Annotated in this window: 17 protein-coding genes and 2 pseudogenes; 10 read left to right on the forward strand and 9 right to left on the reverse strand. The window is 71.8% G+C overall.

Going from position 1 to position 20,412, the window contains the following annotated elements:
- The 4 genes from CAP_RS30460 to CAP_RS30475 form a co-directional block, all read right to left on the reverse strand.
- Nucleotides 1-195, reverse strand: a 195-nt coding sequence (locus CAP_RS30460; protein ID WP_044247276.1) for a hypothetical protein, incomplete at its 3' end; no start/stop codon positions are given.
- 52 nt (nt 196-247) lie between these two features.
- Nucleotides 248-991 (reverse strand): SDR family NAD(P)-dependent oxidoreductase, encoded by a 744-nt coding sequence (locus tag CAP_RS30465; protein WP_052376355.1) that lies wholly within the window; start codon nt 989-991, stop codon nt 248-250.
- The gene (locus CAP_RS30470) at nt 976-1,944 is read right to left on the reverse strand and encodes a 2OG-Fe(II) oxygenase (RefSeq protein ID WP_052376356.1); all 969 of its coding nucleotides are present in this window, start codon (nt 1,942-1,944) and stop codon (nt 976-978) included. Before CAP_RS30470 ends, CAP_RS30465 begins: the two co-directional genes overlap by 16 nt.
- A complete protein-coding gene (locus tag CAP_RS30475; protein ID WP_197041424.1) occupies nt 1,941-4,679 on the reverse strand; it encodes a DUF2169 family type VI secretion system accessory protein in 2,739 nt (912 codons plus the stop codon). Before CAP_RS30475 ends, CAP_RS30470 begins: the two co-directional genes overlap by 4 nt.
- Nucleotides 4,680-4,893: 214 nt before the next feature.
- Here CAP_RS30475 and CAP_RS30480 point away from each other — a divergent pair, with 214 nt between their 5' ends.
- The 5 genes and pseudogenes from CAP_RS30480 (at nt 4,894) to CAP_RS30500 (ending at nt 8,409) form a co-directional block, all read left to right on the forward strand.
- On the forward strand, nt 4,894-5,706 hold the full coding sequence (locus CAP_RS30480; RefSeq protein ID WP_044247280.1) for a hypothetical protein: 813 nt from the start codon (nt 4,894-4,896) through the stop codon (nt 5,704-5,706).
- Entirely contained in the window at nt 5,706-6,026 is a 321-nt protein-coding gene (locus CAP_RS30485) for a hypothetical protein (RefSeq protein ID WP_052376357.1), read from the forward strand. The genes CAP_RS30480 and CAP_RS30485 overlap by 1 nt, the downstream gene beginning before the upstream one ends.
- A gap of 60 nt (nt 6,027-6,086) precedes the next feature.
- Nucleotides 6,087-6,377 (forward strand): annotated as a pseudogene (locus CAP_RS30490) (DUF427 domain-containing protein); the annotation flags it as partial.
- A gap of 128 nt (nt 6,378-6,505) precedes the next feature.
- Complete coding sequence (locus CAP_RS30495) at nt 6,506-7,567, forward strand: ATP-binding protein (RefSeq protein ID WP_081865423.1); 1,062 nt, start codon at nt 6,506-6,508, stop codon at nt 7,565-7,567.
- Nucleotides 7,564-8,409 (forward strand): DUF4435 domain-containing protein, encoded by an 846-nt coding sequence (locus CAP_RS30500; RefSeq protein WP_044247286.1) that lies wholly within the window; start codon nt 7,564-7,566, stop codon nt 8,407-8,409. The genes CAP_RS30495 and CAP_RS30500 overlap by 4 nt, the downstream gene beginning before the upstream one ends.
- Before the next feature lie 50 nt (nt 8,410-8,459).
- On the opposite strand, the gene CAP_RS30505 is transcribed toward CAP_RS30500, so the two are convergent.
- Together CAP_RS30505 and CAP_RS30510 are read right to left on the reverse strand one after the other, a co-directional pair.
- The gene (locus CAP_RS30505) at nt 8,460-10,946 is read right to left on the reverse strand and encodes a M20/M25/M40 family metallo-hydrolase (protein WP_044247288.1); all 2,487 of its coding nucleotides are present in this window, start codon (nt 10,944-10,946) and stop codon (nt 8,460-8,462) included.
- Between the two features lie 339 nt (nt 10,947-11,285).
- A complete protein-coding gene (locus tag CAP_RS30510; RefSeq protein WP_044247290.1) occupies nt 11,286-12,179 on the reverse strand; it encodes a LysR family transcriptional regulator in 894 nt (297 codons plus the stop codon).
- Between the two features lie 76 nt (nt 12,180-12,255).
- Here CAP_RS30510 and CAP_RS30515 point away from each other — a divergent pair, with 76 nt between their 5' ends.
- Entirely contained in the window at nt 12,256-13,302 is a 1,047-nt protein-coding gene (locus CAP_RS30515; protein WP_044247292.1) for an NAD(P)-dependent alcohol dehydrogenase, read from the forward strand.
- 18 nt (nt 13,303-13,320) lie between these two features.
- Here CAP_RS30515 and CAP_RS30520 read toward each other — a convergent pair whose 3' ends face one another.
- Both CAP_RS30520 and CAP_RS30525 read right to left on the reverse strand, forming a co-directional pair.
- Nucleotides 13,321-13,674 carry a hypothetical protein gene (locus tag CAP_RS30520; protein ID WP_044247293.1) on the reverse strand — a complete coding sequence of 118 codons (354 nt, stop codon included), beginning with the start codon at nt 13,672-13,674 and terminating at the stop codon, nt 13,321-13,323.
- Nucleotides 13,675-13,725: 51 nt separating this feature from the next.
- Nucleotides 13,726-14,730 carry an aspartate-semialdehyde dehydrogenase gene (locus CAP_RS30525; RefSeq protein ID WP_044247294.1) on the reverse strand — a complete coding sequence of 335 codons (1,005 nt, stop codon included), beginning with the start codon at nt 14,728-14,730 and terminating at the stop codon, nt 13,726-13,728.
- Between the two features lie 82 nt (nt 14,731-14,812).
- Here CAP_RS30525 and CAP_RS30530 point away from each other — a divergent pair, with 82 nt between their 5' ends.
- Nucleotides 14,813-18,031, forward strand: a complete 3,219-nt coding sequence (locus tag CAP_RS30530; RefSeq protein ID WP_156041286.1) for a hypothetical protein — start codon at nt 14,813-14,815, stop codon at nt 18,029-18,031.
- A 416-nt stretch (nt 18,032-18,447) separates the two neighbouring features.
- Complete coding sequence (locus CAP_RS30535; RefSeq protein WP_156041287.1) at nt 18,448-18,705, forward strand: hypothetical protein; 258 nt, start codon at nt 18,448-18,450, stop codon at nt 18,703-18,705.
- A gap of 241 nt (nt 18,706-18,946) precedes the next feature.
- Here the strand turns inward: CAP_RS30535 and CAP_RS30540 are convergent, their stop codons facing one another.
- On the reverse strand, nt 18,947-19,474 hold the full coding sequence (locus CAP_RS30540; protein ID WP_156041288.1) for a hypothetical protein: 528 nt from the start codon (nt 19,472-19,474) through the stop codon (nt 18,947-18,949).
- 279 nt (nt 19,475-19,753) lie between these two features.
- Between CAP_RS30540 and CAP_RS30545 the strand changes: the two genes are divergently transcribed.
- On the forward strand, nt 19,754-20,050 hold the full coding sequence (locus tag CAP_RS30545) for a hypothetical protein (protein ID WP_156041289.1): 297 nt from the start codon (nt 19,754-19,756) through the stop codon (nt 20,048-20,050).
- Nucleotides 20,051-20,190: 140 nt separating this feature from the next.
- Nucleotides 20,191-20,412, forward strand: a pseudogene (locus CAP_RS54170) (hypothetical protein); the annotation flags it as partial.

A 20,412-nucleotide genomic window follows, 5' to 3' on the forward strand; every position in this document is an offset into this window, starting at 1 on the left:
CACCTGGTGGAGCACCGGGACCTGGTGGAGCGCCCGGAGGTGGCCCTGGTGGCGCGCCTGGCGGAGCACCTGGCCCTGGCGGAGCGCCCGGAGGTGGTCCTGGCGGAGCACCTGGTGGAGCACCTGGCGGAGCACCTGGCGGCGGTCCTGGCGGAGCACCTGGCGGAGCGCCCGGAGGTGGCCCTGGTGGAGCACCTGGCGGCGCCCCCGGCGGCGGTCCCCCCTGACTTCTCTCCAGCCGCGCGCCTCAGCGCGTCGAGCGCTCTCCCTCGGCGTCCAGCTCCAGCACCTGCCCCGTCGCGTCGCCCTCGTCGAGCCGCACCAGCGCCTCGACGACCCGCTCGGTCGTCACGATCGCCGGGAAGCTGTTCGGCGCCAGCGCGTTCGCGCGCACTCCGATTGCGGACAGCTCGTCCGCCATGTGGCACGTCAGGTAGTTCAGCGCGGCCTTCGAGGCGCTGTAGACCGCCTGGTGGTGGCCCGTGTAGATCCGCAGCCCCGACGTGCTCGACACGTTGAGCACGTGGCGCCGCAGCGCGCGGTTCTCGTCGGGCGTGTGCCGCCAGCTCGCCTCGTGGAGCTGGGACACGAGCTGCATCGGCACCATCACGTTCAGCTCCATCTGCGCGCGGAACGCCGGCCCCAGGCGCTCTGCCTCCACCAGCGGCCCATGGAACTGCACGTCGGCCGCCGCGTTCAGCAGCACGTCCACCCGATCGAACCGCGTCAGCGCGAGCTCCACCACCCGGCGCACCTGCCCGGTCTCCAAGAGGTCCGCTTGCACGGCGAACACCGGGTGCTCGTTGTCGGGCACGGACGCGGTGGGGTTGCGCGGATCCCGCAGCCGCTGCACCTGCGAGGGCACCTCCGGGTGCCGCGTCCGGTACACCGCCACGATGTCGTACTGGTCCGCGTACGTCCGGCAGAAGGCCTCGCCCAGCCGACCGCCGGCGCCCGTCAGCAAGCACACCCGCTTCACGAACCCGGCCATCGCTCGATGCTCCCTTCTCCCCAGCGCGCCACCACCTCGTCCCGGCGCCGGTGCAGCCAGAGCGCCACGCAGTTCCGCGGCGCCTTGCGCGTCCCCAGGAAGGCGTGGAACGACTGCGGCGTGCACGCGAAGGCCACGAGCGTGTTGCTCCGGGGAGCGACCTTCGCCGCGGGCCGATCCACCGCGCAGCGCGCGCTCGTGTAGAGGCCGGTCTCGCCGCCGTCGCCTTCGGTGTACGGACCGTTGGCCAGGTAATACAGCATCGCCACCGCGCGGACCCGCTCCTGCGCCGGCACCGCCTCGCCGAAGGTCGTGCCGTGCTGGTAGTCGCAGCGACGCACGTCCCCCACGTTGATCCCGTCGGCGCGCCGCGCCTCCACGAACCAGCCCGGGTTCAGGTCGTTGTGCACCCACCCGCTCGGGCTGCCCACCGGGTGGTGGTGCAGCGCGGCGTCCACGTCGCCTGTCGCCTCCACGCCGAAGAGACGGGCCAGCAGATCGTGCATGCCGCGCGAGAGGAACAGCGACAGAGGCCCCGTCGTGTCCGGCCCCAGGTTGTACACGGCGGCCCCGTAGCCCGGGACGCGCCGCGCGAACCTGTCACGCTCCGCCGGGTCTCGGGCCACGCCGCGGCCGAGGATCTCCAGGAACGCCGCCTCCAGCGCCGCCGCGACCTCGGGGCGGAACACGTCCCGCGCCACCACGTGCGGAAAGGGCAGGGACCGCATCCAGAACTGCGGCTCGGCGAGCGCCTGATCTAGCGCCTGATCTAGCGCCTGATCCCGCGTCTGCGCCAGCGCCTGACCCCGCGCCGTCGGACCCTCCTCTCCGTGGGCGCCTGCCGGACACCCGCACGGGCGTCCTCCCCGGGTGAGCGCCCCGGGGCGCCCGGGCGCGCTCCCGAGCGGCAGGGCGTGTGGAGGCCAGGTCGTGCCCCGCGGCGTCGGGATCATCCTCTCCCTCCGCGACCGCCGGGCACCGGCAACGCCCGGCCCAGGGCCAGCACCAGCAGCGCGAGCGGCTCCGTCTCCGCCGGGTCCTGCTGCGCGTGCGGCTCGGCCACCGCGCGCACCCGGAACTTCGGGAAGAGGGGCAGCTTGTCGGCGAGCATCTCGGGCAGGTACACGGGCAGTGGCGCGCCGCTCCCCGTGGCCAGGGCCGCGCACAGGCGCACGCCTCCGAGCACCGTCCGCCGCTGGTAGCGCCGCTCCTCGATCAAGGTCCGCTGCACCGTCGCGTCCAGGTAGTCGGCGGGGAGCGTCCGGTTCATCTGCGCGAACGCTTGCCGGATGCGGGTCGAGGCGCCCTCCACCAGCGGCCCGCCGGCGGCCCGGGTCTGGACCACCTCGGACGCGGCGTCGACCGCGTCCTTCAGCTTCTTGTCGGCCGCGGTGAGCTGCGAGGCCACGGTGATGGTCGTCTTCAGCGCCTCCAGCGGATCGAAGCTCATGGTCAGCTCTCCGCCCACCACCACCAGCGGCCGGGTGAGGATCCCGTCCTCATCGATCGACTCCTCCACGGCCCGCGTCACCCCGAAGGCATCGAGCGGCGGCACCCGCGCCAGCGCGCGCGCCACCTCGCGCCGGTCGCGCGTCGCTTGCGGCTCCTGCACGGCCTCCTCTCCGGTAAGCCACTCGGTGGTCCGCGCGGTCTCCCGCAGGTACGACGCCCAGGCGGCCTGCTGACGCACCCGCTGCGGCGCGCGCTCGTCGAACCACAGCAGATCGACGTACTCGCTCGGCGGTGGGAGCCTGGGGCGCGGCGCCGGACCCGCCCCCGAGCCCGAGGGCGGTGTCTCCAGCGGCGTCGCCGCTGCGTCCGACGCCGCCGAGAGTCCACCCAGCGCCGCGCGCGCGTCGTGTGCAGGCACGCCCGCAGGCTCTGGCGGGCGCGGAGACGGGGACCAAGAAGGCGTCGACGCCGGCACCCAGGCCGGAGGCGCCGCGGCAAACCCGGCGCCGCGCTCACCTGCGCCTGCGCCCATCGGTGCGACGCCGAGCGCGCTCTCCTGGGAACCGCCCAGGAATCCACCGAGCGGAGCGGAGGCCATGGGAGGAGGCGCGGGAGCCGCCGCAGAGAACGCCGGAGGGGCGACCATCGCCGGAGACGGCGCGGGTGACAGCGGGGGGACGCTGAGAGGCGGCACGCTCATGGGAGGCGCGCTCATGGGAGGCGCGTTCATGGGCGGCACGCTCATGGGAGGTGCGCTCACGGCAGGCGCGTTCACGGCAGGCGCGTTCAGGGGCGGTGCACTCATGGGCGGTGCACTCATGGGCGGTGCACTCATGGGTGGCGCGCCCAGGGGAGACGCTCCGAGGCCTGGAGCTGGAGCCGCTCCGAGGGGCGGAGCCATGCCCGGCATCATCGGTGGGGGCGCGTGCATGCCCGCGACGGCACCCGGCACCGGAGGGACACTGCGCGACGGGGCCGAGGGCGCCGGCTGCGCGCCTGGCGGCGGCACCTGCGCGAAGACCATGGTGTGCTTCTGCATCCGCACCGCGTCGGGTGTGGACGCCGGAGCGAGCGACACGTCGAGCGCTGGAGGCGTCTGCAACATCTGGGCGGGGACGCCCTCCGCGCTCATGAAGGGGAGCCCCACGTTGCGCGCCTGCATGCTGCTGCTCTCGGGGGAGCCCTCGGGGGCGCCTGGACCTCCCCGCATGAACGGCAGGGCGGCGTACCGGCTTGATGCGCTGCGCGGCGGCTCGCTGGTCGCCTGGACCGGGGGCGCGACCGTGCTCTGCTCGTCCTCTTCGCCCCCATCTCCGTTGAACGTCGGCTCGATCTCCACGCTCGACGACGACGGCGCCCGCGTCGTCATGACCACCCGCCCCTGCTCCTCGGGCTGCCGGAGCGGGATGCGCGCCCGGTACGTCAGCGTGCACAGCAGGCGATCCGTGTCGATCCACAGGGTGTCCGCCGAGAGCGCCACCGTCTGCGGCCCACCCGAGCGCCCCTCCACCACCGCGAGCGGCTGGATGCCCGGCAGGCTGGTGACGAAGCGCGGCACCGCCGGGTGCAGGTGCTCCAGCACGATGCGCGCGTTCGCCGGCAAGAAGTCGAGCTGCTGATCGCGCGGGGCTGCATTGAAGAAGGCCGGATCGAGGTCGTCGGGCAGCGGCGCCTCGTACCACCGCGCCGGCACGAAGGTCGCCACGAGGCCCCCGAGCCTGTCGCGCCGCTGCGACCACGCGGGCGAGAGCGGCCCGAAGCCCACCGGCTCCACCACCTCGCCCCCGCTGCGCACCATCACCCCCGGGCGCACCAGGTTGGGGAGCCGCACCCGCCCCATCGGATCGACGGCCCCCGCGCGCACGCCCACCGGGTTCGTGGTGTCGGGACCCCCCCCGGCGCGCTCGTAGAAGAGCGGCATCCGCGCGAACCGCGCCCCTTCGAGCAAGGTCCCGTCGAGCCGGATCCAGCGGTCGTGCTGCACCTCGACCGACTTGTCGACCTCGCCCACGAGCAGCCGCGTCGTCACCGCGGCGACCGGAATCTGCTGCGGCGCGTACGCCGATCCCACCAGCAGCACGTCGGCGCGCGCCTTGTGCGGCACCAGATCGCTCGGGACCCGCAAGCTCCGGCCCACGTCGTCTTCCCAGTGGCTGTCGAGATCGAGGATGGGCTCCTGGTGATCGGCGAGCCGCGACTCGCCCGGCGCAAGCGCGAAGGTGGCCTTGCAGATCACGGTGAGCGACCAGCCCTGAGAGGCACTGTGCCAGCGCACCGAGCGACAAGGGAGTGAGGTGCTGGAGACGACCTGCATGGTGAGGTCTAAAGGCGTATGCAGCGGCCCTCGCGGGGTCAACACCCTCGGATGCGAGGCAAATCGCCCCGCGCCGGTATCCTCCGTGCGATACTGTGCAGCGCACGGGACGCCGGAGCGCCCCGACTCATGCCGTATGCGCCACGTCTTCCTTCACGCTCCTGCCGATGCTCCTGCCGCGACGTCATGCGCTGCTGCGCGGCGCGCCCCCGCGGCTTCGCTGCTGACGATCGCGAGGATCGCGACGATCGCCGGCGCCCTCACCAGCGTCGCGTTCGTGGAGAGCGCCGCCGCGCAGCCGCCCCCTGGCAAGCCGACCACGCTCCCCGCGCTGCCACCGAAGCCCTCCAACGCGAGCAAGCCAGGCGCCTCGCCACCTCCGAGCGACACCGCCCCGCCTCCCGACGCCTCCGCGCCCCCGACGGAGCCGCCGCCCCCTGCGACGCCGCCGCCCCCTGCAACGCCGCCCCCTGCGACGCCGCCGCCTCCCATCGAGCGCGGCAGCCTCCTCGACTTTCGCTCGGACACGCCGGGCGGTGATCTGCGGCTCCTCCTCGGCGCCCCGAAGCCCCCCGACGATCGGCCGAGGCGCGCGCTGATCTGGGCCACCGGCAGCCTCGCCTTCACTGGCGTCGCGCTCGGCAGCGTGTTCGGCGCCCTGGCGCTGGTGCGCTGGAACGAGGTGAAGGACCTCGCCCCGACCGGGTGCCGCAACCCGGCGCTCTACACCGGCTGCACCCAGGAGGTCTCCGAGGTCGAGATCGAAGCCTCGTCCTTCGCGACCATCTCCACCTTCTCCTTCCTGACCGGCGGCCTCGCCCTCGCCGGAGCGAGCATCCTCTGGCTCACCGGCCCCCCGCAGGCGCGCGGTCGCCCCGCGGCGATCCAGGTGATGCCGGTGCTCGCTCCCGGGAGCACCGCCGGCGCTCTCGTGCAGGGGACGTTCTGATGAAGCGCAGCACGACGCATCTCGGCGCACCTCTCGCCGTGGCCCTCGCTCTTGCGCTCGGCGGCGGTTGCGCCGAGCTGATCGGCATCGAGGAGGTCCAGGTCCTCGGCTCGTCGGGGAGCGGCACGAGCGGCACCGGCGGTACCGGCGGAGCGGGGCAGGGCGGCAGCGGCGGCGCCTCGGGCACGGGCGGCGACGGCGTGGGTGGCGCGGCTGGCGTCGGTGGTGACGGCGCCGGTGGCGACGGCGTCGGCGGTGCTCCGGGCACGGGCGGCACGGGCGGCATGGGCGGCAGCGGCGGGGTGGGCGGCGCGCCCTGAACCCCGAGGCGCGCTACGCTCTCCGGACCTCGTCGCACACCGCGGCGGGTCACGAGGAGAGAGCGCATGGCGAGAGCGACATGGGAGGGGGCGGTGCTGGCGGAGAGCGACACCTTCAAGGAGGTCGAGGGCAACGTCTACTTCCCGCCTTCGGCCCTGGTGCGGGAGCACTTCCAGGACAGCGCCACGCACACCACCTGCGGGTGGAAGGGCGAGGCGAGCTACTACGACGTCGTCGTCGACGGCAAGGTGAACAAGGACGCCGCCTGGGTGTACCGGGAGCCCAAGGACGCGGCGAAGCAGATCAAGGATCACGTCGCCTTCTGGCGCGGCGTGAAGGTCGAGCGCTGAGCCGAGAAGCATGATCTCTCCCGGTCTGAAGGCAGAACGCGGAGGCCGCGGGTGCGTCGGCCCCGCCGAGCCCTGCGCCCCGTACATTGCGACGCGAACGGGGCTACGTTAGGGTCCGTCGCGCCCACATGAAGATCTCTCGTGTCGTCATCCGTGAGCTGAAATCACTCACGGCGCGCGATGACTCACTTCGTCTGGATCCAGGAGGTTTCCCGGCGAGCAGCGTGTGCCTGCGCGGCCTGAATGGCAGCGGCAAGACGAGTTATCTCCAGGCGGTAAGCTCGATGTGGCGCCTGTTTCGTCGCTGGACTCAGAAGGGCAAGCATGTCCCGCCGAGGGCCGGTGACCCGTTGCACGCAGCGGGGCTGGTCGCTTTGCAGCTCACCGACCTTCCAGGTCCGGAACGGTCGGTGTGGCTCGTGTACGGGCAGCGCGATCTGTGGGAGGAGGTGCCGGAGCGAGGCAACATCCCCGTCGCGGGAGTGCTCGCATCCGGGAGCAGGGGCAACCTCAAAAGTCTCCTCGGCCGCGACGAACCTCTCTATCGCTTCTGGGACGAGAGCGCGACGAAGCTCGAGCAACCTGCCACGGGAGATGGCGCCGAGCAGATCCCCAACATGGTCTACATCGGCGCGGAGGATCGGTTCATCCAGCCGCTTCGCGGCGATGAAGATCTGTTCGACCTGTCGCCCGAGGCAGCGTTCCGGTTTCTGGCTCGCTATGAGCCTTCGGACAGGAAGTCAGGACACATCGAGAATTCGATGGCTGCCCTCCTTGCAGTCAACCCGCAGCGCTTCGAGGAAGTCTCCCGGAAGCTCCAGCAGGTGCTGCCTCGCCTGAAGCTGCTCAACCGTGCGGACCTCAGGACACGCAGGCCCCTCGTCCAGCTCAAGAGCGGCGCGGAGGTGAAGCTCGATGACCTCTCGGCGGGTGAACGGGCAGCCATCATCGCCCTGTTCACCGTGGCCCGGTGGCTGAGTCGGGGCGGCGTGGTGCTGATCGACGAACCCGAGCTGCACCAGCACATCTCGCTCATGCGGAGCAACCTGGCGGTCCTGGAGAGATACGTGACGCACGAGATGGGCGGCCAGCTCCTCGTCGCCTCCCATGCGCCGGAGGTCTGGGACCACTTCAGGATCAATCGGCTGACGCTCGACCTGGATCTCACGAGCGAAGAGGCCGCGTCTTGAGCTCCCGCGACATTGCCAAGCTGGTTGGTGAGGCGTGGGGATCGCACTGGGACGAGATCCACAACCTGTCCATCAAGGCAGGGAAGAAGCTGCTGCTGGTCGAGGGGGACGATGACAAGGACGTGGTGGAGCAGCTCTTCGAACAGGTCGAACCTCTCTGGATGACCAAGGTCCACGTCGGCGTCGCAGGTGACCGGGGCAAGGTGCTCCGCAAGCTCGAAAAGCATCCGGATTGGTACGGCCTGGTGGACCGAGACGTCTGGGATGAAGCGGACGTGCAGCAGCAGACCTCGGCCCTGCCCGGCCTGAAGGTGACAGAGGCCTGGTGCATCGAGAGTTACTTCTGCGAGCCGGGTTTGCTGGAGACGGCTCTGGGCTTGCCTGCAGGCTCAGTCCAGCAACCGATCACGCCACAGGTGGATGGCTGGCTTTGTTACGGGGCCATCTGGTGGACGCTTCAGCGATGGCGCGAGAGCTTCGCTGCCGCGCTGCCTTCCTCCGATTTTGGGCACCCAGCCAAGGATGCCTGTCACCCCGTCCAGGATGAGCCCACCCTGAGGAAACGGCTGGATGGCTGTCAGGCGAGCCTGCACTCCATCCCGACGGATCAGATTGTTGCCGCCATCCAGGCGCGCTTGAGGGAGATCGACGCGCTCGCGGTCGCCGGCAAGCTGGAGAAGGGCATTCACGGGAAACGGTTCTTCAAAGAAGTGATCGTTCCAGCGCTGAACAAGGCCGACTCACAGCGAGAGGCCGACGAATGGAGGCGCATCGTGGCGGGGAAATGGAAGGCGAGATGGCCGGCGGATCTACAAGCGTTCGCACGCGATCTCGTTCGGTAACCTGAGCCAGAGCGCTGATCGGAAGAGCGTCGCGCTTCCGGTGCGCCCATTCAGAACGTGAACGCCGCGCTCACCAGGGTGCTGTCCGCGAGCCACGAGCGGCAGGCCCCCATCTCCGCCGGGCGCGCGGGGACCCCGGGCGGCAGCGCGAACGACTGGTCCACCACCCGCAGGCGGAGCGGCGCGGCACTCGCGGGCACGTCGAGCATGAAGGCCAGGCCGTCGCTTTCCAGGCCGACGTGGCGGAAGCCCCAGCGCCCACCGGGCCAGAGGGGCTCGGTCACCACGGCGGGATCGACCTCGTGCCCCTCGACGTACGCGGCGAGCACGCGGGTGTCGCCCTCGACGAACACGTAGGCCCACGGGGCGCCGCGCGGGGAGCGCAGCCGGAAGCGCAGCGTGCGCCGGTCGCCGTGGCGCTCGTCCTTCTCGGCGACGAGCGTGGGCGCCTCCAGGGCCTTCACGAGCGAGGGCGCGGGTGTGGACGCCTGCGCCTGGCGCACGGTGACGCCCTCGTCCGCGAAGAAGGCCGGCAGTGGCGCGCGGGGAGCGTCGGCGGGGAGGAAGCGCGCGCTCCATCCGCTCGGGCGCCGCTCGTCGCTGATCCAGCGCGCTTCTCCGGCTGCGTGATCGAGCGTGTAGGTGAGGCAGGTGGGCTGCGGGTGCGCGGCGTCGAAGCGGGCACCGAGCGCCGCAGCGCCGAAGCACGCGAGCGCGACGAGCGCACCACCCGCCGCGGCGCGCCGGAGCCACCGCGCGTGCGCGCCGAGAGCGGGCTCGCCGAGAGCAGACTCGTCGAGGGCACGCTCGCCGGGGGCGGCCATCCGCCGCGTGAAGGGCGGCACGAGCATGGCGAAGAGCACGATCAGCCCCGCGGCCACCCCTGCGCGGGGCATCTGGCCGGCGAGCATCACCAGGTAGACGAGCTGGCTCGCGAAGTAGCCGGCCGCGGCGGCGGCGAGCGCGCCCACGGCGAGCGCACCCACGGCGGACGCGCCTCCAGCGGTCGCGCCCCCGGCGAGTCCGGAGGGCGTCACGGGCTTTCCGCGCGAGGCCGCGAGGACCCAGCTCGCCGCGAGCAGGAGCGGCAGCGTGGCCACGTGGCTCGTGCCAGGGAGCTTCACGAGAAGACCGACGGTGAGCACGCTCCAGAGCAGGAGCCCGGCGAGCATCCAGGCAAACGGCGCGCGCGCCGCGCTCTTCTGGCTCCGCGCGAGCCCCGCGCCTGCGAGCCCCGCGCCGACGACGCCGGCGCGCAGCAGACCCACCTCGGAGGGATCCCCGGCGCCCGTGCCCGCGTACACCGGGTGCAGCCGCGAAAGCGCCGTCCACGCCAGCGACACGCCAGCGATGACGAGGCCCGCTGGCCAGAGCTGTCCCAGCAGGGCGCGCAGCACCTCGCGGGCCTTGACCTGACGACGCACCTTCACCGCGGCGAAGGCCACCAGCGCGAGCGCGAGGACGCCCAGCGCCACCGCGAACGCCCCCCCGTACCGCACCAGGACCAGGCGGCCGACGGGGAAGAACGTGTCGTCTCCTCCGCCGCGGAGAGCGGCGAGATCGGCCGCCCCGAGCTGGTCGAGGAGCGCCAGCGCGAGCTCGCCCTCGGCCTGGAGCGTGCCGAGATCCAGGGCCGCCGCGGTGTCGGCGCCCTGGTGGTAGGCGGCCACGCCGTCGGCGAAGGCGATGTTCACGCCAGCCATCCCCAGAGGCCCGCGCGACAGCACCCCGAAGTCGGTGCCGGGGTGGATGAGCCGCGTCGCGTCCGTGTAGAGCGAGGACGCGGCCGAGGTCACCGAGGCCTCCGCGATCTGCGCGGTGAGCCACGCGCCCGGCGTCGACAGGCCCACGATCACGGGCACACCGCCGGAGCCCCGGGCGTCGAGGTTGACGAACGCCCGCACCTTGCGCGCCCAGGGGTGAGCCTCGGCGAAGGCGTGGGCGCCGAGCATGCCCCCCTCCTCGGCGTCGGTGAAGAGCACCACCACGTCGTTGCGGAGCGGGCCCCTGGCGCGCGCGGCGCGCATCACCTCCAGGATGGCCGCGACGCCGCTGGCGTTGTCGCTCGCGCCGGGTGAGCCAGGCACGGAGTCGTAGTGCGCGACGAGGAGGACGGTCCCCGTCGCGTCGCTGCCCCGGAGGCGACCGATCACGTTGTGCACGCGCGCGGTGTCGAAGGGGAGGCCGTAGAAGGTGCTCACGGCCTGCGCGGGCGCGGTGTCCACCTCGGCGCCGAGGTCGATGAGCGCGGCGGCGAGCCAGGCCCGGGCCTCCGCATGGGCGGGGCTGCCGACCGGCCGGGGTGCCTTCGCGAGCTGGTCGACGTGCCGGCGCGCGCGGTGGGCGGAGAAGACGTCGGCGGGAGCCGCTTCGTCGCGGGGGGTGGGGAGCAGGAAGGTCCAGAGGGCGAGGAGGACGCCGCAGAGGAGCGCGAGCAGCAGGAGGAGGGAGGGCAGAGAGGAGGGGGCCGAGGGGAGAGGCGGCGAGGGAGGTGCCGGGGAGGGAGGTGCCGGGGAGGGAGGGGGTGAGGAGGTCATGGAGAGGTCGGGGTAGGCGAGGGGAGGTGCGGAGGGGTACAGCCCAGACAGAGGTGGGCAGGCGCGGGGGCGATGTCGCGCTCGTACGCTGGCGAGCCAATAGGTGGTCAGGGCTGGAGAGGGGAAGTCAGGAGATCCGGGCGTGGGGCGATCGAGGGTCGAGTGGATGCCCTGAAGCCGGATTTTGCCGTCGGCGTGGAAAAGACGGCGCCGGGAGCTGAGGGAGGGCGCCGGGACCTGATTTTTTTCACGCCGGGGAGAAAATGTTGCACCGGGGGTAGAACAGGGGCGCCGGGAGTTGAGCGGAGGGCGCCGGGAGTTGGGCGCAAGGGGCGCGGTCTACGGTCGATAACGAAGCGCTTCGATAAGGGCGCGGAGCGCGGGCGTCACGTGGTGGCGGCTCGGGTAATACAAAAAATTGCCGGGGAAAGGCGGGCACCAGTCTTCGAGGACGCGCACCAGGGCGCCGGAGGCCAGGTGGTCGGTCACCTCGCTCTCCCAGGTGTAGGTGAGGCCGATGCCGCCGAGGGCTGCGGTGATCATCAGGTCGCCGTCGTTGCAGATGAAGGTGCCCTCCGCGCTCACATTGAGGACCCGGCCATCCTTCTCGAACTCCCACCGGTAGAGCGCCCCCGACGAGACGTGCCGGTAGTTGACGCAGCGATGGGCGCCGAGGTCGTGGGGGGTGCGCGGCTTCGGGTGGCGGGTGAAGTACTCCGGCGTGGCCACGATGGCGGCGCGCTCGTCCGGCGCGATGCGCACCGAGACCATGTCCTTGTCGATCGACTCGCCGATGCGGATGCCGGCGTCGAAGCGGCGCGCCACGATGTCGGTCCAGCCATCCTCGACCGCGACCTCGACGGCGATGTCCGGGTGCTGCCGCATGAACGCCGGCAAGCGCGGCCCGAGGAAGCGCCGCGCGGCCGTGCGGTGCACGGTGAGGCGCAGGGTCCCCGCCGGGCGTTCGCGGTGCGCGACGAGGTGATCGACCGCGGTGGTGATGTCGGCCATGGCGGGCCCGAGCGTCTTCAGCAGCCGCTCGCCAGCTTCGGTCGGCGCGACGCTCCGGGTGGTGCGCTGGAGGAGGCGCACCCCGAGCCGCTCCTCCAGCGCGCTCATGGAGTGGCTGAGCGCGCTCGTGGAGACGCCGAGCTTCGCGGCCGCCTTCTTGAAGCTCCGCTCCTCCGCGATGGCGGCGAACACCACCAGATCGGGCCAGTCTTCGCGCCTCATTGTTGAGCAACCCTCATCGAGGCATCCCGAGCCGGGGCTCTAACGCATCGGTCCGGGCTCGCCTAGGTTCACGTGCATGTCCCAGACGAGAGCCTACGTGGCCAGCTCCGCGACGAGCGGCCTTCAGCCCGGTACCATCGAGCGGCGCGAGCCCGGCGCCGACGACGTGGTCATCGACATCACCCACTGCGGCGTCTGCCACACCGATCTCTCCCAGACCCGGAACGAGTGGGGCGGCTCGGTCTACCCGCTGGTACCGGGGCACGAGATCGTGGGGGTGGTGCGCGCGGTCGGCGCGGCCGTGAGGGAGTTCCGGGTGGGGGAGCGGGTCGGCGTCGGCACCTTCGTCGACGGCGGGCACTCGCTGGGTGTCTGCGCGCGCGAGCACGAGCACCGCGACCACAAGCACTTCGTGCCGACGTACAACGGAAAGGATCACGAGGGCCGCCCGACCTACGGCGGATACGCGCAGTCCATCGTGGTGAAGCAGGGCTACGTGCTCCACATCCCCGACGGGGTGCCCTCCGACGCGGCAGCGCCGCTGCTCTGCGCAGGCATCACCATGTACTCGCCGCTCCGGCACTGGAAAGCCGGCCCCGGCAAGAAGGTGGCGGTGGTCGGCCTCGGCGGCCTCGGGCACATCGCCGTGAAGATGGCGCACGCGATGGGCGCCGAGGTCACCGTGCTCAGTCAGTCGCTGAGCAAGCAGGCCGATGGCGCGCGGCTCGGCGCCGATCACTTCCACGCCACCAGCGACCCGGAGACGTTCAAGAAGCTCGCCGACACCTTCGACCTCATCCTGGTCACCGTGGGCGCGACCCTCGACTGGAACGCCTACATCGGCCTGCTGCGCATGGATGGCGCGCTGGTGCTGCTCGGCATCCCCAGTGGTCCGGGCTCGGTCGATGCCTTCCCGCTGATCGCCTCCCGCAAGACGCTCTCCGGCTCCGGGGTGGGCAGCATCCCCGAGTGCCAGGAGATGCTCGCTTTCTGCGCGAAGCACGGCATCGTCTCCGACATCGAGACCATCCCGATCCAGCAGATCGAAAGCGCGTTCGAGCGCCTCGCCAGGGGGGACGTGCGCTACCGGTTCGTGATCGACATGGCGTCACTCGGCAAGTAGCCGGTGCGTCGTGCCGGGTCAGGGCGTGGAGGTGTTCTCCCAGGGCGCGTCGGTCGCCATGTCGGTGAGCCAGGTGAGCAGGGCCTGGTTCAGCGTGGGGAGCGCCTTGCCGAAGTTCAGGACCACGTGGCGCGGCTGGGCGATGTCGTTGTTGACGATGAACGAGGCGAACTGTGGATCGCTGGCCTGGCTGGCGATGAAGTCGTTCCGCTGCCGGAAGGCGCGTTCGTGCCCGAGGTTCCAGGGTCTTCCGAGCCGGAGCAGGCGGAGAGGAGGGCGGGGCCGAGCGCGAGGAAGAGCGCCATCGAGGAGGGGCGGGTGGCGCGAAGAGGTGAAGGGCAGGAGCGGGACGAGCAGGAGGAACGAGGACACGCGAGGCGCATCCTCCAACTCTAAGCCTGCTCGGGAAGTGGGCGCTGAAGATCAGGCGTGGAGGCGTTCGGCGATCTGGACGGCGTTGAGGGCGGCGCCCTTGCGGAGGTTGTCGGCGACGATGAAGAGGTTCAGGGCGCCGGGGACGCCGAGGTCGTCGCGGACGCGGCCGACGAAGACGTCGTCGGTGCCCACGGCGTGGATGGGCTGGGGGTGGCGGCCGGGGGCGTAGGGCTCGTCGAAGAGCTTCACGCCGGGGGCGCTGGCGAGGAGGCGCCGTGCTTCGACGGCGTCCATGGGGCGGTGGAACTGGACGTGGACCGACTCGCTGTGGCCGGTCACCACGGGGACGCGCACGGTGGTGGGGGAGACGGCGATGGTGTCGTCGCCGAGGATCTTGCGGGTCTCGTTCACCATCTTCAGCTCCTCCTCGGAGTAGTCGGAGCCGGGGCTCGCCTTCCAGTCCATGAGCACGTTCATGGCGAGCTGGCCGGGGAGGATGGAGGCCGGGGGCGCGGCGCCGTTCATGAGGGCGTGGTGCTGGGCGAGCAGCTCCTCCATCGCGGCCTGGCCCTTGCCGCTCGCGGCCTGGTAGGTGGAGACCACGATGTGGCGGATGCGGGCGGCGTCGTGCAGCGGCTTCAAGGCCACCAGCATCTGGATGGTGCTGCAGTTGGGGTTGGCGATGATGCCGCGGGGGCGCTTCGCGGCGGCGTGCATGTTGACCTCGGGCACGATGAGCGGGACCTCGGGGTCCATGCGCCAGGCGCTGGAGTTGTCGATGACCACGGCGCCGTGGGCGGCAGCGGCGGGGGCAAGCTCGCGCGCGGTGGAGGCGCCGGCGCTGAAGAGGGCATAAGTCACGCCCGCGAAGGCCTCCGGCGAGGCGACCTGCACCTCGATCTCGCCACCGGCGAACGGGAGCTTGCGGCCCACCGAACGCGGGGAGGCGAGGGCGATCACCCTGCTGGCAGGGAACCTCCGTGCCTCGAGGGTGCGCAACATCTCTCGACCGACGACACCGGTCGCCCCGACCACTGCTACGACGCACGACATGATCGGCTTCTATCCCCTGGAAGGGATCCGGGCAAGTCTGGGGGGGCGCGGAAGATGCGGGCGGAGTAGCATGGTCGAACGCATGAGCGAGCGGACGGCGGCGATCCGACGGAGACGTGGTGGTGCGTGTGTCGCGGCGGTCCTCGCGGCGCTCTCGGTGCGCTGCGGTGGCGCGCAGCCAGCGGCAGGCATCGAGGTGACGGCAAAGGAGAGCGCGAGCGCGGGGGTACGCGCGGACGCGACGTCGAGCGCGGGCGCTGGCGCGAAGGGAAGCGCGGGCGGCGGCGCGAAGGGCGTGAAGCTGGGGGTCGGGGGGTTCGTGACGCCGGCGCGGCTTCTGCCGGATCTGGTGGGGGAGAACGGTGTCATCGCGTACGAGGACGGGCACCGGCGGTTGCTCGTCGCGCGCATGCGCCTGCTCGCGCACGAAGATGGGTCGATCGAGAGGGCAGCGGAGCTGTTGCCCCACGGGCGGGTGATGTCGCTGCCGCTGCCGTCGCGGTTCGGCGGGGGATACCTGTTTCACGGGTCGAACCGCGGGGGGACGCAGATCTGGCGCGCGGAGGGGTGGCTCGGGAAGCTCACGCCGGTGGTGCAGCTCCCGTCGGAGGTGGCGGAGGTCATCGCGGGGTTCGACAGGCTCTACCTGCGGCTCTCCTCGAACATGCGGCTCGTGGCGATCGATGCGCAGAGCGGGGCGGCGTTGCCGCTCGGTCCGCTGCCGCTGTCGGGCGGGTACGGGCAGATCGTCTTCGCGGATGGATGGCGGGGGCTCGTGGAGTCGGATCTGCGCGGGGTGCTGGCGACGTTCGACGCGGGGACGACGTGGCAGCCGGTGCGGGTGGAGCGCAAGGTCTCGGATCTGCGGCTCGTCGGCGGGGATCCGGCGATGATGACGTCGGACGGGTTCTACGCGGTGGATGCTCGGGGGAACGTGACGTTCAGGCCGCCGCTCGCAGGGGAAGAGGACGAGGCGCTCGCGGTGCGGCCACCAGGGCTGCTCGGGCGCAGGCCGCTGCGGGCAGCGGTGGAGGACGGGTGGCCGGAGGCAGACGGGACGGCCGTGGTGGCGCGCGGCGGGGCGATCGCGCGGGTGTCGCTCGCGGACGGGGCGGTCAAGGCGCTGGTGCCGGAGGCGTACCCGGAGCGGCAGGCGTCGTGTCACGCGGTGCGGGTGGGCGGGGCGGGCTCGCGGGGGGAAGGCGCGCGGGGGGAAGGCGCGCGCGCAGAGGCCTCGCCGGGGCCAGGGTTCGGGTTCGTGTGCGGGGAGAGGGACGGGGCGACGGCGATCTATGCGTTCGAGGCGCCGCTCGGGATGCGGGCGCTGCATCGCTTCAAGCGGCCGCGGTTCGTGGCGCCGAGCGGCAACGGGTCGCTGGTGGTGCGGGGGCCTTGCGGGGAGGAGGAGGCGACGGCGGGGGTGCGGACGTACTGCGTGCTCGCGCCGGAGGGAAATGGGCTGCGGAGCCGCGAGATCCGGGTGAAGGCGGCGCGCCAGGACCTGGGGGTGGAGCGGGTGGTGGCCCTCGCGGACGGGCGGGTGGCGGTGCTGGTGCCGCCGCGGGACGGGGCGAGCGGTCAGCTCACGTTGCTCGAAGGGAACGAGGCGACGACGAGGGCGCTGGTGCTGCCGGCGAGGCCGCGGGGCGCGGGGCGCGATCTGCGGCGGGGGATGTGGCTGGAGGGGTTCGAGGAGCGGGAGCCAGGGGTGCTCGGAGGCTGGGTGGAGGCGGGAGGCCCGATCCTGGGGGTGCGGATCGACGTGAAGGACGGCCGGGTGAAGGCGGGGGAGGCGCGGCACGATCCGACGGGCGCGATTCTCTCGGGGCGGTTCGCGATCTCGCTGGGGGAAGGGGACGTGGCGGCGGAGTCGATGGACGGGGGGATGACCTGGCAGACCATCGAGGTGCCGGAGCCGGACGAGGAGCACGGGGCGTCGCCGACGCGGGCCTGCGGGCCGGTGGGGTGCGTGATCAAGGGGTGGATGCGGGTGGGGTGGGGGTCGGCGGAGGGGAGCGACGATCTGGCGGTCGCGGAGACGCCGGCGATGCTGCACACGGCGCTGCGGACGTCGCCGACGCTGTCCTTGTCGTGCGGGGCGGTGGGGTCGTCGACGCCGCCGCTGCCGCCGCTGCCAGAGAAGAGCGCGTCGTCCGGGCGGGTGCAGGGCCCGGTGATGGTGGGTTCGCCGCACAGCCCGCGGCGGCCGGAGATGTCAGTTTCGGGCTGGAACCCGTTCCGGAACACGCCACCGCCGACGCTCGGCGCGGACGAGATCGGGTTCGACAACGGGGCGCCGCACGATCTGGTGACGCTGCGGGCCTACGTGTGGGGGAAGAAGGGCGCAGACTGGGCGCGCGGGGGGCGCTTCCAGGTGCGGTTCGACGACAGGTTCGATCCGGGCGGGGGCGTGCGATCGAGCGCGGTGAGTCCGTCGCCCTGGCCGGACGAGACGGCGGCGGCGGAGGGTATCGGTGGGTACTCGTACGGCGCTGCCAACTGGGGCGCGTTCCTCGATCCAGGGGGGCGCGCGGCGATGGGTCTGCTCTGTCGCGGGGCCGGGTGCGAGCTGTACGGGATCGTGGAGGGGCAACCGGTGCTGCCGCTGCGCGATGGGTCGGGGCGCATCGGGGCGTTCCCGCGGCCGGTGCCGTACGGGGTGGTGAGGGCGGGGGAGGCGTGGTTCTTCCTCACGCCGGCGGCGGAGAGCGACAAGCTGGCCCTGTGGCGGGCGGACCTCGGGGCGGCGCGGATCCTCAGGCAGTACGAGCGGCTCGACAGGGCGGTGCGGATGCACGTGTCGTACGAGATGCCGCGGCTCGTGCGGCGGGCGTCGGGCGCGGGGGTGGGGCTCCTGGTGTCGATGCCGCCCGAGCCGGAGGTGCGGTCGGGGTCGTGGGTGGTGCTGCCCGTCGATGCGGAGAGCGGTGAGGTGGGCGAGGCGATCGCGCTGGTGCGGAAGGATCTGTCGAACGCGACGGTGCAGGCGTGCGCGCCCGGACAGGACGGGTGGGTGTTCGACACGGCGCTGGAGACGTCGCCGAGCTTCTCGCTGGCGGGGAAGTACGTGTCGGTGGAGTCGCCGGAACTGCGGCTGCGGGTGGATCCGGGGACGGCGTGCGTGGAGTCGATCGGGGCGCGGCTGCAGGGGGAGTTCACGCCGGAGGGCGGCGCGCGCGGGGCGCCGGCGGGAGTCGGGGCGGGGGCGCGGGCGGTCCCGTTCGCGGCGACGGAGCGGCCCTCGGGCAAGCGGTGGAACTTCCAGTGCACACTGCGGGAGCAGGGCGGCGGGGCGAGGTAGCGAGGGGCGGCGAGGCAGGGCGGCGAGGCAGGGCGGCGCATGCGCAGTCCGCCGGGGACGCCTGGTGAAGGGGGGTGGCGCTCTCAGCGGGGAGCGACTGTGCGCGGGGGAGCCGTCGGGGAGGCTGCGCGTAGCGACCGGGCGTGAGGAAAATGCTCCACGGTGCGCTCGGGATCTCGCGCTCGGGTGGAGGGCGCGTGCAGTGCGTTCTCGGCGGCGATCGTCGCTTGAAATCGCGCGTCGGAGCGCTGCCGTTGCAGAGATGTGGGCGCGATCGTCAGCATCGTAACGGGTGCATGCAGACGGATCCGGGCCGGAATGATCCGGCTCCGGAGCCAGTCAGGTGCGAGTCCAGAGTCCTTTCGAGGAGAACAACAATCATGCGCCGCACGATGATGGGTTTCGCTTTGCTTTCGATGTCGATATTCGCCGGGCTCTTCGCAGGAGGGTGCGATGACGTCGATGAGCTCGTGAACTGCCAGGAGATCTGCCAGAACTACGCGGACTGCGTCGACAGCGAGTACGACGTGGAAGGCTGCCGCAACGAGTGCGAGACGAAGTCCGACAACGACAAGGACTACGCTTCGGACGCAAACGTGTGCGAGGCGTGCCTCGATGGAAAGGCGTGCGCCGAGCAGATCGAGTGCTTCGACGACTGCCCGGTGATTCTCTGAGGTGAGAGGGGCGGAGGCGCGGAAGGGGCCGCGTCTCCGTCTGATCGGGTCAGGGCTGGAGGAGGAGGGCGCTCTCGAAGCGCTTCGTGTAGAGGCGGGGCGCGCCCAGGGGAGCGCGGGCTGGAAGGTCGCGTGGGCGCCGAGGCTGACGGCACATCCGGAGTACTCCGCGACCATGATGGGAGTGGGGTCGAGGACGACGCCGGCGGCATTCACGCGGGCCGCGAGGATGCGCGAGATTTCAAGCGAGACGTCGTGCCAGGCGACGAGGTACACGCCGTTGCCAGCCGTCGGTGTCGTGGTGCTGGCTCCACAGGAGGAGGGCGCGCTGACCATCCCCGACGACGAAGGGCTGTGAGCCGTGATCCAGGTAAAAGTCATCGCGCTGGGGGAGGGAGACGCCGGAGGGGGTGACGACGTTGATCCCGAATCCGTCGTCGCCGTACGGGGAGCAACCGCTGCTGCCGTCGAGGACCGCGCCATCCGGCGCGAGGCGGGCCCCATAGGTCTGTACGGGGCGCGAGTCGTTCCAGACGGCGAAGTCGGTGGTGCCGTTCCACGCGGCCATGGGTCGGCTCTGGTTACCGACCGCGGGGCCCCAGACGGGAGCGTCGATGCCAGGAGGAGGCGAGGTCGCAGGAGGGGGCGAAGGAGTCACTTCGACGGTGCCGCAGGCGACGATGCCGGGCGCGAGGAGGCCGAGGGCGAGCAAGCACCAGCGCGGGCGCAGGTGCTTCTGCAATGAACGCGAGGACGTACGAAGGGCCATGACGGAGTCCCTTTCTTGCGAAGGGCGAGGGTGAGAACTGGTCGACGGTACGGCCGACCAGAGACGACGACAAATGACTTTTCTACCCGGGTTGTAGGGGAAAAGTGGGGGCGAGCACCGGCGCAGGGGGAAGAGGGGTGGATGAGGGCGGTGGGTGCCTGAGACGGAGGGGGGCTCCGCGGCATCGGAACTTTCGTGGGCAGTCAACGTGCTCACGACGCAGAACGATGGCCTGCGCGGTGGACCGAGGCGCTGACGGTCACCAAGGAGGAGACGCGGATGAGATGGATGCGCCAGATGATGGCTCTCGCGTTCGCCACGGGTGTTCTGGGCCTCGCAGCCGTGGGTTGCGAGGAGGCCGCCGAGGACGCCATCGACTGTCCGCAGATCTGCCAGACGTACCGGGACTGCGTGGACGGTGAGTACAACGTGGATGCGTGCCGCGACGACTGCGAGATGCAGGCTGAAGAGGACGACGCGTTCCGGAACTCGGCGAAGGTGTGCGAGGCGTGCCTCGACGGGAAGGCCTGCGACGATCAGATCACCTGCTTCGACGAGTGTCCCATCGAGCGGTGAGTTTTCTGACGCCCGGCGCGCCTCGCGGGGGCTGCCTCGTCGGGCCGGGAGGATGCGCCGGGGAGCGGGTGGCGGGAAGGCCCGTGGGCCACGTTCCTCGTCGACGGCCCGGGTTCAGTGCGATTACCCTGGGCCGACGCATGAGCGCCTCTGGAACCAGGGCGAAGAGGCGCCCGCAGCGGGGGGGCGTCTGGGCCGCGGTGATGCTCGCGGTCGTGGGGTGTAGCCACGACTGGGAGACGTATGATCCCAGGCTCACCGCGGGGAGCGGCGGAGGCCCCAGCGGCACCGGGGGCAGTGGCGGTCAGGGAACCACCGGGATGCCGTCGGGGGGCGGGGGCCCAGGCGGTGGGATGGGGGTG

The sequence above is a fragment of the Chondromyces apiculatus DSM 436 genome, from assembly GCF_000601485.1.
GTDB lineage: Bacteria > Myxococcota_A > Polyangia > Polyangiales > Polyangiaceae > Chondromyces > Chondromyces apiculatus.

Bases quoted from the DNA above. Each gene is read 5' to 3' on its own strand.
- CAP_RS30515 (WP_044247292.1), top strand. From the start codon at position 12,256: ATGTCCCAGACGAGAGCCTACGTGGCCAGCTCCGCGACGAGCGGCCTT.
- CAP_RS30510 (WP_044247290.1), bottom strand. From the start codon at position 12,179: ATGAGGCGCGAAGACTGGCCCGATCTGGTGGTGTTCGCCGCCATCGCG.
- CAP_RS30545 (WP_156041289.1), top strand. From the start codon at position 19,754: ATGAGATGGATGCGCCAGATGATGGCTCTCGCGTTCGCCACGGGTGTT.
- CAP_RS30480 (WP_044247280.1), top strand. From the start codon at position 4,894: ATGCGCCACGTCTTCCTTCACGCTCCTGCCGATGCTCCTGCCGCGACG.
- CAP_RS30530 (WP_156041286.1), top strand. From the start codon at position 14,813: ATGAGCGAGCGGACGGCGGCGATCCGACGGAGACGTGGTGGTGCGTGT.
- CAP_RS30495 (WP_081865423.1), top strand. From the start codon at position 6,506: ATGAAGATCTCTCGTGTCGTCATCCGTGAGCTGAAATCACTCACGGCG.
- CAP_RS30470 (WP_052376356.1), bottom strand. From the start codon at position 1,944: ATGATCCCGACGCCGCGGGGCACGACCTGGCCTCCACACGCCCTGCCG.
- CAP_RS30540 (WP_156041288.1), bottom strand. From the start codon at position 19,474: ATGGCCCTTCGTACGTCCTCGCGTTCATTGCAGAAGCACCTGCGCCCG.
- CAP_RS30465 (WP_052376355.1), bottom strand. From the start codon at position 991: ATGGCCGGGTTCGTGAAGCGGGTGTGCTTGCTGACGGGCGCCGGCGGT.
- CAP_RS30535 (WP_156041287.1), top strand. From the start codon at position 18,448: ATGTCGATATTCGCCGGGCTCTTCGCAGGAGGGTGCGATGACGTCGAT.
- CAP_RS30485 (WP_052376357.1), top strand. From the start codon at position 5,706: ATGAAGCGCAGCACGACGCATCTCGGCGCACCTCTCGCCGTGGCCCTC.
- CAP_RS30505 (WP_044247288.1), bottom strand. From the start codon at position 10,946: ATGACCTCCTCACCCCCTCCCTCCCCGGCACCTCCCTCCCCGGCACCT.
- CAP_RS30525 (WP_044247294.1), bottom strand. From the start codon at position 14,730: ATGTCGTGCGTCGTAGCAGTGGTCGGGGCGACCGGTGTCGTCGGTCGA.